The sequence below is a fragment of the Herbaspirillum sp. Her4 genome (assembly GCF_057961335.1).
Map to the genome: position 1 here is coordinate 1215262 of NZ_CM176330.1, position 17955 is coordinate 1233216.

Annotated in this window: 12 protein-coding genes and 4 tRNA genes; all 16 read left to right on the plus strand. The window is 60.3% G+C overall.

Going from position 1 to position 17955, the window contains the following annotated elements:
• The first annotated feature begins 120 nt into the window (after positions 1 to 120).
• The 16 genes from metX (at position 121) to rpoC (ending at position 17669) form a co-directional block, all read left to right on the plus strand.
• On the plus strand, positions 121 to 1260 hold the full coding sequence (metX, locus tag ACWFUC_RS05555; RefSeq protein ID WP_034337477.1) for a homoserine O-succinyltransferase MetX: 1140 nt from the start codon (positions 121 to 123) through the stop codon (positions 1258 to 1260).
• On the plus strand, positions 1257 to 1859 hold the full coding sequence (gene metW / locus ACWFUC_RS05560) for a methionine biosynthesis protein MetW (protein ID WP_034337480.1): 603 nt from the start codon (positions 1257 to 1259) through the stop codon (positions 1857 to 1859). Before metX ends, metW begins: the two co-directional genes overlap by 4 nt.
• A gap of 129 nt (positions 1860 to 1988) precedes the next feature.
• Positions 1989 to 3251 carry an AmpG family muropeptide MFS transporter gene (locus ACWFUC_RS05565; protein ID WP_039790490.1) on the plus strand — a complete coding sequence of 421 codons (1263 nt, stop codon included), beginning with the start codon at positions 1989 to 1991 and terminating at the stop codon, positions 3249 to 3251.
• A 128-nt stretch (positions 3252 to 3379) separates the two neighbouring features.
• A tRNA-Tyr gene (locus ACWFUC_RS05570) sits at positions 3380 to 3465 on the plus strand.
• A gap of 79 nt (positions 3466 to 3544) precedes the next feature.
• Positions 3545 to 3618, plus strand: a tRNA-Gly gene (locus ACWFUC_RS05575).
• 46 nt (positions 3619 to 3664) lie between these two features.
• Positions 3665 to 3739 (plus strand) — tRNA-Thr (locus tag ACWFUC_RS05580).
• An 80-nt stretch (positions 3740 to 3819) separates the two neighbouring features.
• On the plus strand, positions 3820 to 5010 hold the full coding sequence (gene tuf, locus ACWFUC_RS05585) for an elongation factor Tu (RefSeq protein WP_008334097.1): 1191 nt from the start codon (positions 3820 to 3822) through the stop codon (positions 5008 to 5010).
• A gap of 73 nt (positions 5011 to 5083) precedes the next feature.
• A tRNA-Trp gene (locus ACWFUC_RS05590) sits at positions 5084 to 5159 on the plus strand.
• Between the two features lie 31 nt (positions 5160 to 5190).
• Positions 5191 to 5571, plus strand: a complete 381-nt coding sequence (secE, locus tag ACWFUC_RS05595) for a preprotein translocase subunit SecE (protein ID WP_489637499.1) — start codon at positions 5191 to 5193, stop codon at positions 5569 to 5571.
• Between the two features lies 1 nt (position 5572).
• Positions 5573 to 6163 carry a transcription termination/antitermination protein NusG gene (nusG, locus tag ACWFUC_RS05600; RefSeq protein ID WP_034333546.1) on the plus strand — a complete coding sequence of 197 codons (591 nt, stop codon included), beginning with the start codon at positions 5573 to 5575 and terminating at the stop codon, positions 6161 to 6163.
• Positions 6164 to 6323: 160 nt separating this feature from the next.
• Positions 6324 to 6755 carry a 50S ribosomal protein L11 gene (gene rplK, locus ACWFUC_RS05605; RefSeq protein ID WP_007875265.1) on the plus strand — a complete coding sequence of 144 codons (432 nt, stop codon included), beginning with the start codon at positions 6324 to 6326 and terminating at the stop codon, positions 6753 to 6755.
• The gene (rplA, locus tag ACWFUC_RS05610; RefSeq protein WP_008334113.1) at positions 6755 to 7450 is read left to right on the plus strand and encodes a 50S ribosomal protein L1; all 696 of its coding nucleotides are present in this window, start codon (positions 6755 to 6757) and stop codon (positions 7448 to 7450) included. The genes rplK and rplA overlap by 1 nt, the downstream gene beginning before the upstream one ends.
• Before the next feature lie 335 nt (positions 7451 to 7785).
• The gene (gene rplJ / locus ACWFUC_RS05615) at positions 7786 to 8283 is read left to right on the plus strand and encodes a 50S ribosomal protein L10 (RefSeq protein WP_006465496.1); all 498 of its coding nucleotides are present in this window, start codon (positions 7786 to 7788) and stop codon (positions 8281 to 8283) included.
• 96 nt (positions 8284 to 8379) lie between these two features.
• Positions 8380 to 8757: a 50S ribosomal protein L7/L12 gene (gene rplL / locus ACWFUC_RS05620; protein ID WP_034333536.1), complete on the plus strand. Its 378-nt coding sequence runs from the start codon at positions 8380 to 8382 to the stop codon at positions 8755 to 8757.
• Between the two features lie 279 nt (positions 8758 to 9036).
• Complete coding sequence (rpoB, locus tag ACWFUC_RS05625; protein WP_034333534.1) at positions 9037 to 13143, plus strand: DNA-directed RNA polymerase subunit beta; 4107 nt, start codon at positions 9037 to 9039, stop codon at positions 13141 to 13143.
• A gap of 284 nt (positions 13144 to 13427) precedes the next feature.
• Entirely contained in the window at positions 13428 to 17669 is a 4242-nt protein-coding gene (gene rpoC / locus ACWFUC_RS05630; RefSeq protein ID WP_039790487.1) for a DNA-directed RNA polymerase subunit beta', read from the plus strand.
• Positions 17670 to 17955 lie beyond the last annotated feature (286 nt).

Below are 17955 nucleotides of genomic sequence, written 5' to 3' on the forward strand. Positions count from 1 at the left end.
AGCACTGCTTCCGGGCTTTTTTGTTGCCCGCGCACGAGACTGGCCACGCCGCCCGGCGAAGCGACCGCCAATGCCGCTCCCCGGAGCCGGCTGGCGCCGAGTCACTTACGCAGAACAATCATGTCGATCGGAATCGTATCGCCCCAGGTCATGCATTTCGCCGAGCCGCTGCCGCTGCAAAGCGGTGCCGCGCTGGCGGACTACTCGCTGACCTATGAAACCTACGGCACCTTGAATGCCGACAAATCCAATGCCGTGCTGGTCTGCCATGCGCTCAATGCTTCACATCACGTGGCTGGCGTCTACGCCGATGCCCCGGACAACGTGGGCTGGTGGGACAACATGGTCGGTCCCGGCAAGTCGCTGGACACCGACCGCTTCTTCGTCATTGGCGTGAACAACTTGGGTTCCTGTTTTGGCTCGACCGGGCCGATGCATCCGAACCCGGCTACCGGCCAGCCCTATGGCGCAGACTTCCCGGTGGTGACGGTGGAAGACTGGGTCAACGCCCAGGCGCGCCTGGCCGACCGGCTCGGCATTGACTGCTTTGCCGCCGTCATGGGCGGCTCGCTGGGCGGCATGCAGGCGCTGGCCTGGAGCATGATGTATCCGGACCGCCTGCGCCACTGTCTGGTGATCGCCTCCACGCCCAAGCTGTCGGCGCAGAACATCGCCTTCAACGACGTGGCGCGCCAGGCCATCCTGACCGATCCCCAGTACCACGGTGGCGATTTCTATGCGCACGGCGTGGTGCCCAAAAATGGCCTGCGGGTGGCACGCATGGTGGGCCACATCACCTACCTGTCGGACGACGACATGGCCGAGAAATTCGGCCGTGACCTGCGCTCGGGCGAGTACCAGTTCGGTTATGGTGTGGATTTCGAGATCGAATCCTACCTGCGCTACCAGGGCGACAAGTTCTCGACCTACTTCGACGCCAACACCTATCTGCTCATCACCAAGGCACTGGACTACTTCGATCCGGCGCGCGAATTCGGTGGCGACCTGGCGCGCGCTTTCGCCCGCACGAAGGCCAAGTTCCTGCTGGTGTCCTTCACGACCGACTGGCGCTTCTCGCCCGAACGCAGCCGCGAGATGGTGCAGGCGCTGGTGGCCAACAAGCGCCGCGTGAGCTATGCCGAAATCGACGCCCCGCACGGGCATGACGCTTTCCTGCTGGACGATGCGCGCTACATGAAGGTGGTGCGCGAGTACTACGGAAGCATCTGGACTGAACTGCAGCAGGAGGGCCGCGCATGACTTTCGAACAATTGAGCGCGCTGCGCCCCGACCTGGCCTTCATCGCCCACTGGGTGCGCGAGAAGTCGCAGGTGCTGGATCTGGGCTGCGGCGATGGCGTGATGCTGGACTATCTGCAATCCGACAAGGGCTGCTCGGGTTATGGTGTGGAGATCGACGATGAGCAGATCCCCAAGTGCGTGGCGCGCAATGTCTCGGTGATTCAGCAGGACCTGAACGGTGGCCTGGCCATGTTCGAGGACAATGCCTTCGATACCGTGCTGTGCCTGTCGGCGCTGCAGATGGTCAAGGATGTGGAGGGGACCTTGCGCGAGATCGCCCGGGTCGGGCGCGAGGTGACGGTGTCCTTCCCCAACTTCGCCTACTGGCCGCACCGCGTGGCGCTGCTGCGCGGACGCATGCCGGTGTCCAGAAGCCTGCCCTACCAGTGGTACGATACGCCGAACCTGCGCTGCGCCACGATCAGGGACTTTGAGGCGCTGGCCAACGAGCTGGGCCTGGAAGTGCTGGAATGCGTGGCCCTCAAGGATGGCAAGCCCGTGCGCTACTTCCCGAACTGGCGCGGCAGCCTGGCGGTCTTCCGGCTGCGCAAGAAATAAGCTGAAATCGCATCGCCAAGTTTTTGCAAAGAGCTTCACCATGCCCCGCAGACGCCGGTCCGGCAGTGCCTATCGCTGGCGACCGGCGGTTTTTGTTTCATGTTTCGCGTTTTTCGAGCTGATCCGCCCATGACCGCACCCGCCGCTTCCTGGCAGCAATACCTGAACCGGCGCATGCTGATCTGCGTCTTCCTCGGATTCACTTCCGGCCTTCCGCTGTTCATCCTGCTGAGCCTGTTGCAGGCCTGGCTGGCCAAGTCCGGCTTGAACGTCAAGACACTCGGGCTGTTTGCGCTGGTGATGTTCCCCTACACCTGGAAGTTCGTCTGGTCGCCGCTCATGGACCGCTTCCACTTCGGCCGCATCGGTCGCCGGCGCGGCTGGATGGTGTTTACCCAGCTGCTGCTGTTCTTGGCTATCGGCGGCATGGGCATGCTCGATCCGCTCACTGACGTGAGCACGATTGCCTTCATGGCCTCGGTGGTGGCCTTTCTCTCGGCCAGCCAGGACATCGCCATCGATGCCTACCGGCGCGAGATCCTGCCCGAAGCCGAACTGGGCCTGGGCAGCGCCATCCACGTCAATGCCTACAAGCTCTCCGGCATGGTGCCGGGCGCGCTGTCGCTGGTGCTGGCCGACCAGATGCCATGGCCGACCGTGTTCTGGATCACTGCAGCCTTCATGCTGCCGGGGCTGCTGTGCTCGCTGGTGGTGAAGGAGCCCAAGGTCTACGGGACGCCACCCAAGAGCCTGACTGAAGCCGTGGTGCTGCCTTTCCGCGAATTCATCGCCCGGGGTGGCTGGGGCAATGCGCTGTGGGTGCTGGGCTTCATCTTCCTCTACAAGCTGGGCGACAGCATGGCCACTGCGCTGGCCACCAAGTTCTACATCGACCTGGGCTTCTCGATGACGGAGATCGGCGTGGTCTCCAAGACGACCAGCCTGTGGGCCAGCGTGGCCGGCGGCATCATCGGCGGCATCTGGATGGTACGGCTGGGCATCAATCGCGGGCTGTGGGTGTTCGGGGTACTGCAGGCGGTACCCATCCTCGGGTTTGCCTGGCTGGCCCACGTCGGTGCCAGCCTGCCGGTGCTGGCGGTGGTGATCGGGCTGGAAGCCTTTGGTGTGGGCCTGGGGACCACGGCCTTCGTCGCCTACATCATGCGCGAGACCGATCCACGCTACACCGCCACCCAGTTTGCCCTGTTCACCAGTTTGATGGCCGTGCCTCGAACTTTTGTGAATTCTTCGGTGGGTTATATCGTTGCCGACACCGGCTGGTTAAATTTTTTTCTAATTTGTTTCGTTCTGGCCTTGCCTGGAATGCTGATGTTGCCTAGAATTGCGCCCTGGAATGAAAAGCCGGTTGAGTCGCAGACACAAAAAGCCTGAAGATTCGAAAAAACGTCGCGGGTCGTTCCTCTGAGCAATATCCGGCAGTTGATAAAATATTTTGCCCTGAAGCGAAAATTTAGTTGACAGTCTAGAGATGTTCCTCTATAGTTTTGAGTTCCCTGCACGGAGAGGTGGCCGAGTGGTTAATGGCAGCAGACTGTAAATCTGCCCTCTTACGAGTACGCTGGTTCGAATCCAGCCCTCTCCACCAATAGGCCGGGAGTCAAAGCAGTCTGCAGTACATACGCGATCGAAAGACGCGGCGGTTGTGAAGTGAACGTAGTTTCCTCGCGGGTGTAGCTCAATGGTAGAGCTGAAGCCTTCCAAGCTTAAGACGAGGGTTCGATTCCCTTCACCCGCTCCAAGTTTTGGTCCGGTTGCATGTTTGGTTGTTGTGCAGTCGGAAAAATGCCCTTGTAGCTCAGTGGTAGAGCACTCCCTTGGTAAGGGAGAGGCCACGTGTTCAATCCACGTCAAGGGCACCAGTTTCTCGTCGTATCGCTGACAAGTCAGTAATCAGTCGGGCGTGTTGCCTGGACATTCTCATCAAATTTAGGAGTCTAAGATGGCAAAAGGCAAGTTTGAACGGACCAAGCCGCACGTGAACGTCGGCACCATCGGTCACGTTGACCACGGCAAGACCACCCTGACCGCTGCAATCGCAACCGTTCTGTCGAAGAAGTTCGGCGGCGAAGCGAAGGCCTACGACCAGATCGACGCAGCGCCTGAAGAAAAGGCACGCGGCATCACCATCAACACCGCACACGTCGAATACGAAACCGCAAACCGTCACTACGCACACGTTGACTGCCCAGGCCACGCCGACTATGTGAAGAACATGATCACCGGCGCAGCCCAGATGGACGGCGCGATCTTGGTGTGCTCGGCCGCTGACGGCCCGATGCCCCAGACTCGCGAACACATCCTGCTGTCGCGTCAGGTTGGCGTTCCTTACATCATCGTCTTCCTGAACAAGGCTGACATGGTGGACGACGCTGAACTGCTGGAACTGGTGGAAATGGAAGTCCGCGAACTGCTGTCGAAGTACGAGTTCCCTGGCGACGACCTGCCCATCGTGAAGGGTTCGGCCAAGCTGGCGCTGGAAGGCGACACTGGTCCCCTGGGCGAGCAAGCCATCATGGCCCTGGCCGAAGCCCTGGACACCTACATCCCGACCCCGGAACGTGCCGTTGACGGTACCTTCCTGATGCCGGTGGAAGACGTGTTCTCGATCTCCGGCCGTGGCACCGTGGTGACCGGTCGCGTTGAGCGCGGCATCATCAAGGTCGGCGAAGAAATCGAAATCGTCGGTATCGCTGACACCCAGAAGACCACCTGCACCGGCGTGGAAATGTTCCGCAAGCTGCTGGACCAGGGTCAAGCTGGCGACAACGTTGGCGTGCTGCTGCGCGGCACCAAGCGTGAAGACGTGCAGCGTGGCCAGGTTCTGGCCAAGCCGGGTTCGATCAAGCCGCACAAGCACTTCACCGGCGAGATCTATGTTCTGTCGAAGGATGAAGGCGGCCGTCACACCCCGTTCTTCAACAACTACCGTCCGCAGTTCTACTTCCGTACCACTGACGTGACCGGTGCGATCGAACTGCCGAAGGACAAGGAAATGGTCATGCCGGGCGACAACGTGTCGATCACCGTGCAACTGATCAACCCGATCGCCATGGAAGAAGGTCTGCGCTTCGCTATCCGTGAAGGCGGCCGTACCGTCGGCGCCGGCGTGGTTGCCAAGATCTTCGACTAAGATCAAGCTGTAAAACACTTTGCCGCGGTGCGTAACGTATCGCGGCATTCGTGTCTCAATCGCGAGTTTTTGTAGGGGCGTAGCTCAATTGGCAGAGCGTCGGTCTCCAAAACCGAAGGTTGGGGGTTCGATGCCCTCCGCCCCTGCCACCGAATCTGGTGCAGGGTACTGAAAGTAAATATGTCTAGCCAGCCAGTTCAAACCGTCAACACCTCCAACGACAAGATCAAGATCGCATTGGCGATCGTGGCTGTGGTTGCAGGCGTAGTCGGTTTTTTTGTGTTGTCTGATCAGTCGACTCCGGTGCGCGCTGTCGTCCTGGTCGCCGGTCTGCTGGTGGCTGTGGCGTTTGCCTGGACGTCTGCACAAGGCCGCGGCTTCGTCGGTTTCGCCAAGGAATCCGTGCGCGAAACCAAGAAAGTCGTCTGGCCCACCCGCAAGGAAGCCATGCAGATCACGGCGGTGGTCTTCGCCTTCGTGCTGATCATGGCCATCTTCCTCTGGGGTACGGACAAGTTGCTCGAGTTCCTGTTGTACGACGTAATTTTGGGCTGGAAATAACATGAGCGATAGCACGCAAGACAGCGCACCGATTGGTGCGCAAAGCGTTTCAAGCGCAGGAAACAAGCGCTGGTACGTGGTGCATGCATATTCCGGCATGGAAAAGAGCGTGCAGCGCGCGCTGACCGAGCGTATCAACCGCGCCGGCATGCAAGAACAGTTCGGCCAGATCCTGGTGCCGACTGAAGAAGTCGTTGACATGAAGAATGGTCACAAGTCCGTGACCGAGCGTCGTTTCTTCCCGGGCTACGTCCTGGTCGAGATGGAAATGACGGACGAGACCTGGCACCTGGTGAAGAATACCGCCAAAGTGACCGGTTTCATCGGTGGCAAGTCGAATCGTCCGACTCCGCTGCCGCAGCGCGAAGTGGACTCGCTGCTCCGCCAGATGCAAGAAGGCGTCGAGAAGCCCCGTCCGAAGGTGCTCTACGAAGTTGGCGAAATGGTCCGTATCAAGGAAGGCCCGTTCACCGACTTCAACGGCAACGTCGAGGAAGTGAACTACGAGAAATCGCGCGTGCGCGTCTCGGTCACCATCTTCGGTCGCGCCACCCCGGTCGAACTCGAATTCGGCCAACTGGAAAAAGTCTGATCCCGCCCTCCGGAATCCCGCCTTTCCCTGTCAAGTTTTCAACGCCCGCTGGAGCGTACCGGACAAGTCATCGTCCGATCATCCAGTCATCCGAGGAGCCGCAGTAAGGAGCCGCAAGGCGAATGACACGGCGCTACAACTCAATCAATAAGGAGCCGTCATGGCAAAGAAGATTATTGGTTTTATCAAGCTGCAAGTGCCAGCTGGTAAAGCAAACCCGTCCCCCCCGATCGGCCCTGCCCTGGGTCAGCGCGGTCTGAACATCATGGAGTTCTGCAAGGCCTTCAACGCCCAGACTCAAGGTGTCGAACCCGGTCTGCCGATTCCGGTCGTGATCACCGCCTTCGCGGACAAGTCCTTCACCTTCGTGATGAAGACCCCGCCGGCGACCATCCTGATCAAGAAGGCTGCTGGTATCCAGAAGGGTTCCGCCAAGCCGCATACCGACAAGGTCGGCAAGATCACCCGCAAGCAAGCGGAAGAGATCGCAACCCAGAAGAAGCCGGACCTGACCGCTGCTGATCTGGAAGCTGCCGTGCGTACCATCGCTGGTTCCGCACGTTCGATGGGCATCACGGTGGAGGGTCTGTAATGGCTAAGGTATCCAAGCGCGTCAAGGCAATGAAGGAAAAGGTCGATCGTACCAAGGCCTATCCGTTCGACAACGCCGTTTCCCTGATCAAGGAATTTGCAACCGCCAAGTTCAACGAATCGATCGACGTCGCCGTCCAGCTGGGCGTGGACGCGAAGAAGTCGGACCAAGTGGTCCGTGGTTCGGTGGTGCTGCCTGCCGGTACCGGCAAGACCGTTCGCGTGGCCGTGTTCGCCTCCGGCGACAAGGCTGAAGCTGCCAAGGCAGCCGGCGCTGACGTGGTCGGCATGGAAGACCTGGCAGAGCGCGTGAAGGCCGGCGACATGCCGTTCGACATCGTCATCGCTTCGCCCGACACCATGCGTATCGTCGGTACCCTGGGTCAGATCCTGGGTCCCCGCGGCCTGATGCCTAACCCGAAGGTTGGCACCGTGACCCCGGACGTGGCAACTGCCGTCAAGAACGCCAAGGCTGGTCAAGTGCAATACCGTACCGACAAGTCCGGTATCATCCACGCCACCATCGGCCGCAAGTCGTTCTCCGACGCCGATCTGAAGGCCAACCTGCTGGCCCTGATCGATGCCCTGAACAAGGCCAAGCCGGCCAGCAGCAAGGGTGTGTACCTGCGCAAGATCGCTCTGTCGTCCACCATGGGCGCTGGCGTTCGCGTGGACCAGGCTTCCCTGGCTGCCTAAGCAAGCAATACAGTCCCCGTTTCCGTAAGGAAACGGGGCATCTCTTTGGGCTGTCGCAGTTGAGCGCAATCAGCAATCGATTGCGGCAGGCCTTCAAAGACCGTTGGGCGGAAGCCGGCAGCAACAAGCCGGACGAAGTTAAAAATGCTGGCCGCAAGTCCAGTGAACCCAACGCAGATGGTGAACCCGAGCAAGTTTCGTAGTCTCAGGCAGCATATTCAGTTTTGCCCTATGCTGCAGTGAACTCCTAAACGTCGGACGCCGTGTTCGAACCGGTGCAAGGCAAGCAGGCAGTGGCCTGTGTAGTGGCCGAGTACTATTTTTGGAGGTTGATCTTGAGTCTCAATCTGAATGACAAGAAGGCCGTCGTCGCCGAAGTTTCCGCAAAGGTAGCAACTGCGCAAACGATCGTCGTGGCCGAATACCGTGGCATCCAGGTTGGTTCCTTGACGCAACTGCGCGCACAAGCGCGTGCCCAAGGCGTGTACCTGCGCGTGTTGAAAAACACGCTGGCTCGTCGCGCTGTTGAAGGCACGAAGTTTGCCGACCTCGCCCCGCAACTGACCGGTCCGCTGATCTACTCGATCTCGGAAGATGCCGTGGCCGCTGCCAAAGTCCTGTCGGACTTTGCCAAGACCAACGACAAGCTGGTTGTGAAGGCAGGTAACTACGAAGGCAAGCAGCTGGACAAGGCTGCTGTGGCTTCGCTGGCAAACATCCCGTCTCGCGAAGTTCTGCTGGCCCAGGTCCTGGGCATGATGCAGGCTCCGGTGTCGGGCTTTGCGCGCGCTCTGGCTGCCCTGGCAGCCAAGAAGGAAGCCGAAGCCGCATGATGCACGGCCGCCTGAGGCGGCCCCGCTCTGCAGTTTCGATGCTTTCGCGTCACTACCAATCTGATGTTATTACCGAAATAAATTTAGGAGTTTCAAATGGCAATTAGCAAAGAAGACATCCTGGAAGCCGTTGGCGCGCTGTCCGTGATGGAACTGAATGATCTGGTCAAGGCATTCGAAGAGAAGTTTGGTGTTTCCGCTGCCGCAATGGCCGCTCCCGCTGCTGGCGGTGGCGCTGGTGCCGCTGCTGCTGCTGAAGAGCAGACCGAGTTCACCGTTGTGCTGGCTGAAGTCGGCGCCAACAAGGTCGGCGTCATCAAGGCCGTGCGTGAAATCACCGGTCTGGGCCTGAAGGAAGCCAAGGATCTGGTTGACGGTGCACCGAAGCCGGTCAAGGAAGGCATCGCCAAGGCTGACGCTGAAGCTGCCAAGAAGAAGCTGGAAGAAGCTGGCGCCAAGGCCGAACTGAAGTAATTCTCTTGCCTACCAAGGCGAGTCATTACTCCGGAGTCAAAGTGCAGAATCCCTTGAAAAAGGGATTCGGCTTTGGCTCCTTTGTCGTTTCTTATTTTTGCTGGTGATGTTGATGCGCCGCAGTATTCGTTGTCGGGAATATTAAGCGCGATCTCAGCAAAAAACTAGGGTAGACATTTGAAGATTTGAGTGCCGATGGCCCGGACTGCTTTGCCGGCAAGTCGCGCGGTCTGATCGAATCTTGAATTCTCTATCCTTCCTGTCACTCACGGAGTGTCCATGCACTACTCATTTACTGAGAAGAAGCGCATTCGCAAATCCTTCGCGAAACGCGCAAACGTCCACAACGTTCCGTTCCTGCTCGCGACTCAGATCGAGTCGTATCAGAATTTCCTGCAACCCGAACGTGCCGCATCGGAACGCAAGAATGAAGGCCTGCAATCGGCTTTCACCTCGATTTTCCCCATCGTGTCGCACAATGGCTTTGCGCGCCTCGAATTCCTGTCGTATGTGCTGGGCGCTCCGCCGTTTGACGTCAAAGAGTGCCAACAACGTGGCCTGACCTTCGCGTCCCCGCTGCGTGCCAAGGTGCGCCTGGTGATCCTGGACAAGGAATCGCCGACCAAGCCGGTCGTCAAGGAAATGAAGGAACAGGAAGTCTACATGGGCGAACTGCCCCTGATGACCACCACCGGTTCCTTCGTCATCAACGGCACCGAGCGCGTGATCGTGTCCCAGCTGCACCGCTCCCCGGGCGTGTTCTTCGAACACGACCGCGGCAAGACGCACTCGTCGGGCAAGCTGCTGTTCTCGGCCCGCATCATTCCTTACCGTGGCTCCTGGCTGGACTTCGAATTCGACCCGAAGGACATCCTGTTCTTCCGCGTCGACCGCCGCCGCAAGATGCCGGTGACGATCCTGCTCAAGGCCATCGGGATGACCTCCGAGCAGATCCTGGCGAACTTCTTCGTCTTCGACAACTTCAACCTGCACGCCGAAGGCGCGGACATGGAGTTCGTCTCCGAGCGCCTGCGCGGTGAAGTCGCACGTTTCGACATCACCGACAAGTCGGGCAAGGTGATGGTCGCCAAGGACAAGCGCATCAACGCCAAGCACGTGCGTGACATCGAAGCCGCCGGCATCAAGCACATCTCCGTGCCTGAGGACTACCTGCTGGGCCGCGTGCTGGCCAAGAACATCGTCGATCCGGAGACCGGTGAAGTCGTGGCCAGCGCCAACGACGAGCTGACCGAAGAACTGCTGGCCAAGCTGCGCGAAGCCAACATCTCGGCCATCCAGACCCTGTACACCAACGACCTGGACCAGGGCGGCTACATCTCGCAGACCCTGCGTACCGACGACACCGCTGACCAGACCGCTGCACGCGTGGCGATCTACCGCATGATGCGTCCTGGCGAACCGCCGACCGAAGAGTCCGTGGAAGCCTTGTTCAACGGCCTGTTCTACAGCGAAGACCGTTACGACCTGTCGGCCGTGGGCCGCATGAAGTTCAACCGTCGCGTCAGCCGCGACGAGCTGACCGGTCCGATGACCCTGTCCAATGACGACATCCTGGCCGTCATCAAGATCCTGGTCGAACTGCGTAACGGCCGTGGCGAAGTCGATGACATCGACCACCTGGGCAACCGTCGCGTGCGTTGCGTGGGCGAACTGGCCGAAAACCAGTTCCGCGCCGGCCTGGTGCGCGTGGAGCGCGCTGTCAAGGAACGCCTGGGCCAAGCCGAGGCGGACAACCTGATGCCGCACGACCTGATCAACTCCAAGCCGATCTCGGCTGCCATCCGTGAGTTCTTCGGTTCGTCCCAGCTGTCGCAGTTCATGGACCAGACCAACCCGCTGTCGGAAATCACGCACAAGCGCCGCGTTTCCGCCCTGGGCCCTGGCGGTCTGACCCGCGAACGTGCCGGCTTCGAAGTGCGCGACGTGCACCCGACCCACTACGGCCGCGTCTGCCCGATCGAAACGCCTGAAGGCCCGAACATCGGCCTGATCAACTCGCTGGCGCTGTATGCCCGCCTGAACGAATACGGTTTCCTGGAAACCCCGTACCGCAAGGTCGAGGGCAGCAAGGTCACCAACCAGATCGACTACCTGTCGGCCATCGAAGAAGGTCGTTACGTGATCGCCCAGGCGAACGCGACCATCGACGGCGAAGGCAAGCTGTCCGACGAACTGGTGTCGGCCCGTGAAGCTGGCGAAACCATCCTGGTCTCGCCGGAACGCGTGCAGTACATGGACGTGGCCCCGGGCCAGGTGGTGTCGGTGGCAGCCTCGCTGATTCCGTTCCTGGAACACGATGACGCGAACCGTGCACTGATGGGCGCCAACATGCAGCGCCAGGCCGTGCCTTGCCTGCGTCCGGAAAAGCCGCTGGTCGGCACCGGCATCGAGCGTACCGTGGCAGTCGACTCGGGTACCACCGTGCAAGCCCTGCGTGGCGGCGTGGTGGACTACGTCGATGCAGGCCGTGTGGTGATCCGCGTCAACGACGAAGAAGCGCAAGCTGGCGAAGTCGGTGTGGACATCTACAACCTGATCAAGTACACCCGTTCCAACCAGAACACCAACATCAACCAGCGCCCGATCGTCAAGATCGGTGACCGCGTGGCCAAGCATGACGTGATCGCCGACGGTGCCTCCACCGACATGGGCGAGCTGGCCCTGGGCCAGAACATGCTGGTGGCGTTCATGCCCTGGAACGGCTACAACTTCGAAGACTCGATCCTGATCTCCGAGAAGGTCGTGGCTGATGACCGCTACACCTCGATCCACATCGAGGAACTGTCGGTCGTTGCACGTGACACCAAGCTGGGTGCAGAAGAAATCACCCGCGACATCTCCAACCTGGCCGAGAACCAACTGGCCCGCCTGGATGAGTCGGGTATCGTCTACATCGGCGCCGAAGTCGAAGCCGGCGACACCCTGGTCGGCAAGGTCACCCCGAAGGGCGAGACCCAGCTGACTCCGGAAGAGAAGCTGCTGCGCGCGATCTTCGGCGAGAAGGCTTCTGATGTGAAGGACACCTCGCTGCGCGTGCCCTCGGGCATGGTCGGCACCGTCATCGACGTGCAAGTGTTCACCCGCGAAGGCATCCAGCGTGACAAGCGCGCCCAGCAGATCATCGATGATGAACTCAAGCGCTATCGCCTGGACCTGAACGACCAGCTGCGTATCGTGGAAGGCGATGCCTTCCAGCGTCTGGAGCGTCTGCTGATCGGCAAGGTCGCCAACGGCGGCCCCAAGAAGCTGGTCAAGGGCACCAAGCTGGACAAGGCTTACCTGGACGACCTGGACAAGTTCCACTGGTTCGACATCCGCCCGGCCGATGACGACATCGCCAACGCGCTGGAAGCCATCAAGGAATCCATCGCCGAGAAGCGTCACCAGTTCGACCTGGCCTTCGAAGAGAAGCGCAAGAAGCTGACGCAGGGCGACGAACTGCCTCCTGGCGTGCAGAAAATGGTCAAGGTCTACCTGGCCGTGAAGCGTCGTCTGCAGCCTGGCGACAAGATGGCCGGCCGTCACGGTAACAAGGGTGTGGTCTCGCGTATCCTGCCGATCGAAGACATGCCGCACATGGCCGACGGTACCCCCGCCGACATCGTGCTGAACCCGCTGGGTGTTCCGTCCCGTATGAACGTCGGCCAGGTGCTGGAAGTTCACCTGGGCTGGGCGGCCAAGGGTCTCGGCCTGCGTCTGGGCGAGATGGTGCAGGCGCAAGCCAAGGTCGCGGAACTGCGCAAGTTCCTGACCACCATCTACAACGAATCGGGCAAGAAGGAAGAACTGGATACCTTCAGCGATGAGGAAATCATCGAGCTGGTGACCAACCTGAAGAAGGGCGTGCCCTTCGCGACCCCGGTGTTCGACGGTGCGCATGAAGAAGAAACCCGCCGCATGCTCGATCTGGCCTATCCGGACCCGATCGCCAAGCAGCTGGGCATGACCCCGTCCAAGAACCAGGTCACCATGTATGACGGCCGTACCGGCGAAGCTTTCGAGCGCACCGTGACCGTTGGCTACATGCACTACCTGAAGCTGCACCACCTGGTCGACGACAAGATGCACGCTCGTTCCACCGGCCCGTACTCGCTGGTGACCCAGCAGCCGCTGGGCGGCAAGGCGCAGTTCGGCGGCCAGCGTTTCGGCGAAATGGAAGTGTGGGCACTGGAAGCTTACGGTGCCTCCTACGTCCTGCAGGAAATGCTGACGGTGAAGTCCGACGACGTGAACGGCCGTACCAAGGTGTACGAGAACCTGGTCAAGGGCGATCACGTGATCGATGCCGGCATGCCGGAATCCTTCAACGTGCTGGTCAAGGAAATCCGCTCCCTGGGTATCGACATCGACCTGGAACGCGAATGATGTAAAGGGGTGCGCGGCGCAGGCTGCGCACCCCGCCGGTTTTTCCGGCAAAACAAGAATTCAAGAATTCAGTAGTGACGCATCGCTCCACGGGCGATGTGAACGAATCAAGAGAATCAAGAGATTCAAGCGAAGTACGGCAGTAAGCTGGGGAGGTCTGTCCCGGTATCGAGCGGCACCACGAAGCAGAGGCTTCGCTGGCTCTCCCGCCGATGCGAACAGGGTTAAGCAGGGTGAACCGGCCACACGTAAATTTAGTTTCTCACGCCAACCTGGAGTGATACATGAAAGCACTGCTCGATCTATTCAAGCAAGTCCAGCAAAACGAACAATTCGACGCGATCAAGATCGGTCTGGCTTCGCCTGACAAGATCCGCTCGTGGTCCTTCGGCGAAGTCAAGAAGCCGGAAACCATCAACTACCGTACCTTCAAGCCTGAGCGCGACGGCCTGTTCTGCGCCAAGATCTTTGGCCCCATCAAGGACTACGAGTGCCTGTGCGGCAAGTACAAGCGCCTGAAGCACCGTGGCGTGATCTGCGAGAAGTGCGGCGTGGAAGTGACTCTGGCCAAGGTGCGCCGTGAGCGCATGGGCCACATCGAGCTGGCTTCCCCGACTGCCCACATCTGGTTCCTGAAGTCGCTGCCGTCCCGTCTGGGCATGGTGCTGGACATGACCCTGCGCGACATCGAGCGCGTGCTGTACTTCGAAGCCTACGTCGTGACCGATCCTGGCATGACCCCGCTGAAGAAGTGCCAGATCATGTCCGAAGACGACTACGCCGCCAAGTACGAAGAGTACGGCGACGACTTCATCGCCTTCATGGGCGCCGAAGGTATCCGCGAACTGCTGCGCTCGATCGACATCGACCGCGAAGCGGAAACCCTGCGCCAGGAACTGAAGGACTCCAAGTCCGAAGCCAAGATCAAGAAGTACGCCAAGCGCCTGAAGGTGCTGGAGGCGTTCCAGCGCTCGGGCATCAAGCCCGACTGGATGATCATGGAAGTGCTGCCCGTGCTGCCGCCGGAACTGCGTCCGCTGGTGCCGCTGGATGGCGGCCGCTTCGCGACCTCCGACCTGAACGACCTGTACCGCCGCGTCATCAACCGTAACAACCGCCTGAAGCGCCTGATGGAGCTGCGTGCTCCAGAAATCATCACGCGCAACGAAAAGCGCATGCTGCAGGAAGCAGTGGACTCGCTGCTGGACAACGGCCGTCGCGGCAAGGCCATGACCGGTGCCAACAAGCGCCCGCTGAAGTCGCTGGCCGAAATGATCAAGGGCAAGGGCGGCCGTTTCCGTCAGAACTTGCTGGGCAAGCGCGTGGACTACTCCGGCCGTTCGGTCATCGTGGTGGGCCCGCAGCTGAAGCTGCACCAGTGCGGCCTGCCCAAGCTGATGGCCCTGGAACTGTTCAAGCCCTTCATCTTCAACAAGCTGGAACTGATGGGTCTGTCGACCACCATCAAGGCCGCCAAGAAGCTGGTGGAAGCGCAAGAGCCGGTGGTCTGGGACATCCTGGAAGAAGTCATCCGCGAACACCCGGTCATGCTGAACCGTGCGCCGACCCTGCACCGTCTGGGCATCCAGGCGTTCGAGCCGGTCCTGATCGAAGGCAAGGCGATCCAGCTGCACCCGCTGGTTTGCGCGGCGTTCAACGCCGACTTCGACGGCGACCAGATGGCTGTCCACGTGCCGCTGTCGATCGAAGCACAGATGGAAGCCCGCACCCTGATGCTGGCCTCCAACAACATCCTGTTCCCGTCCAACGGCGAACCGTCGATCGTGCCGTCCCAGGATATCGTGCTGGGTCTGTACTATGCCACCCGTGAAGCCATCAACGGCAAGAACGAAGGCATGATGTTCCAGGACGTGTCCGAAGTCATCCGCGCTTACGACAACAAGGAAGTCGAGCTGGCTACCCGTATCACGGTGCGTATCGTGGAACACCCGAAGGATCCGGTCACCGGCGAATTCGTGCGTACCGTCAAGCGCTACGAGACCACCATCGGCCGCGCCATCCTCTCCGAGATCCTGCCCAAGGGCCTGCCGTTCTCGGTGCTGAACCGCGCGCTGAAGAAGAAGGAAATCTCCAAGCTGATCAACACGTCCTTCCGCAAGTGCGGTCTGCGTGCCACCGTCGTGTTTGCCGACCAGCTGATGCAGTCGGGCTTCCGCCTGGCGACCCGCGCCGGTATCTCCATCTGCGTGGACGACATGCTGGTGCCGCCGCAAAAGGCCACCCTGATCGCGGCTGCCGAATCGGAAGTCAAGCAGATCGAACAGCAATACTCCTCCGGTCTGGTGACCGCAGGCGAGCGTTACAACAAGGTCGTGGACATCTGGGGCAAGGCCGGTGACGAAGTCGGCAAGGCCATGATGGACCAGCTGAAGGTGGAAGACGTCATCACCCGCGAAGGCAAGAAGACCACTCAGGAATCGTTCAACGCGATTTACATGATGGCCGACTCCGGCGCCCGTGGTTCGGCGGCCCAGATTCGCCAGCTGGCCGGTATGCGCGGCCTGATGGCCAAGCCTGACGGCTCCATCATCGAGACGCCGATTACCGCGAACTTCCGCGAAGGCCTGAACGTGTTGCAGTACTTCATCTCGACGCACGGCGCCCGTAAGGGTCTGGCCGACACCGCGCTGAAGACCGCAAACTCCGGTTACCTGACCCGTCGTCTGGTGGACGTGACCCAGGATCTGGTCGTGATCGAAGACGATTGCGGCACCTCCAACGGTTCGGCCATGAAGGCGCTGGTTGAAGGCGGTGAAGTCATCGAAGCCCTGCGCGACCGTATCCTCGGCCGTGTGGCTGCGACCGACATCGTCAACCCGGAAGATCAAGCCACCCTGTTCGAAGCTGGCACCCTGTTGGACGAAGACAAGGTCGAAGAGATCGAACGCATGGGTATCGACGAAGTGAAGGTGCGTACTCCGCTGACCTGCGACACCCGCTATGGCCTGTGCGCAAAGTGCTATGGCCGCGACCTGGGCCGTGGCCTGCTGGTGAACTCCGGCGAAGCCGTCGGTGTGGTGGCTGCGCAGTCCATCGGTGAGCCGGGTACCCAGCTGACCATGCGTACCTTCCACATCGGTGGTGCGGCATCGCGTGCAGCGGTGGCCTCCTCGGTGGAAGCCAAGTCCAACGGCACCGTGCGCTTCACCGCAACGATGCGTTACGTGACCAATGGCAAGGGCGAACAGATCGTCATTTCCCGTTCCGGCGAAGTGCTGATCACCGACGACCTGGGCCGTGAGCGCGAGCGTCACAAAGTGCCGTACGGCGCCACCCTGATCGTCAAGGATGGCCTGACCATCAAGGCCGGTACCGCCCTGGCAACCTGGGATCCGCTGACCCGTCCGATCATCACCGAGTACTCCGGTACCGTGAAGTTCGAAAACGTGGAAGAGGGCTCCACCGTGGCCAAGCAGATCGACGAAGTCACCGGTCTGTCGACCCTGGTGGTCATCGATGCGAAGCGCCGTGGTCCTTCCTCGAAGGTCATGCGTCCGCAGGTGAAACTGCTGAACGAACAAGGCGAAGAAGTGAAGATCGCCGGCACCGAACACTCGGTGACCATCGGCTTCCAGGTCGGCGCGCTGATCACCGTCAAGGACGGCCAGCAAGTGCATGTGGGTGAAGTGCTGGCCCGTATCCCGACCGAATCGCAGAAGACCCGTGACATTACCGGTGGTCTGCCGCGCGTGGCCGAGCTGTTCGAAGCCCGTTCGCCGAAGGATGCCGGCATGCTGGCCGAAGTCACTGGTACCGTTGCCTTCGGCAAGGAAACCAAGGGCAAGCAGCGTCTGGAAATCACCGACATGGAAGGCACCAAGCACGAGTTCCTGATCACCAAGGACAAGCAAGTGCTGGTGCACGACGGCCAGGTGGTGAACAAGGGCGAAATGATCGTCGACGGTCCGGCCGATCCGCAGGACATCCTGCGCCTGCTGGGTATCGAAGCGCTGGCCCGCTACATCGTGGACGAAGTGCAGGACGTCTACCGTCTGCAGGGCGTGAAGATCAACGACAAGCACATCGAAGTGATCGTGCGCCAGATGCTGCGCCGCGTGCAAGTGGTGGAGCCGGGCGACACCAACTACATCACCGGTGAGCAGGTCGAGCGCTCCGAACTGCTGGACGAGAACGACCGCGTGACCGCCGAAGGCAAGATCCCGGCGACCTACGAAAACGTGCTGCTGGGTATTACCAAGGCATCGCTGTCGACCGACTCCTTCATCTCGGCCGCATCGTTCCAGGAAACCACCCGCGTGCTGACCGAAGCGGCGATCATGGGCAAGAAGGACGGCCTGCGCGGTCTGAAGGAAAACGTCATCGTCGGCCGCCTGATCCCGGCCGGTACTGGCCTGGCCTTCCACCGCGCCCGCAAGGAAAAGGATGCATGGGAAGCCGAAGAGCGCGCAGCACTGCTCGAAGCCGAACGTGCCTCCCGTTCCGACTTCGCCGACGAGGAAGTCTCCTCAACCGAATCCATCGGTGGCGGCGAAGGCGAAGCGTAAGCATCGCCGGCAAGGCATCAAGGGGTGGCCAGCTGGACCGGCCACCCCGGCAAAACAACAAGCTGCAAGAAAGAACGGCACCGGAAGCAATTCCGGTGCCGTTTTTTCGTTCATGGGGGGTGTTTGCCGGGGCATCACGGCCTTCATATCCCTGTTTGTCCCTACTGGCGGTAGGCCTTGCTGCTTGCGGCATTGCCAAGGATGAGTGAATCTTTTATCATCTCCAAATAATAATGATTCTCATCTTATTCCCGTCGCGTGGAATCAATCTTCATATCGATGACGA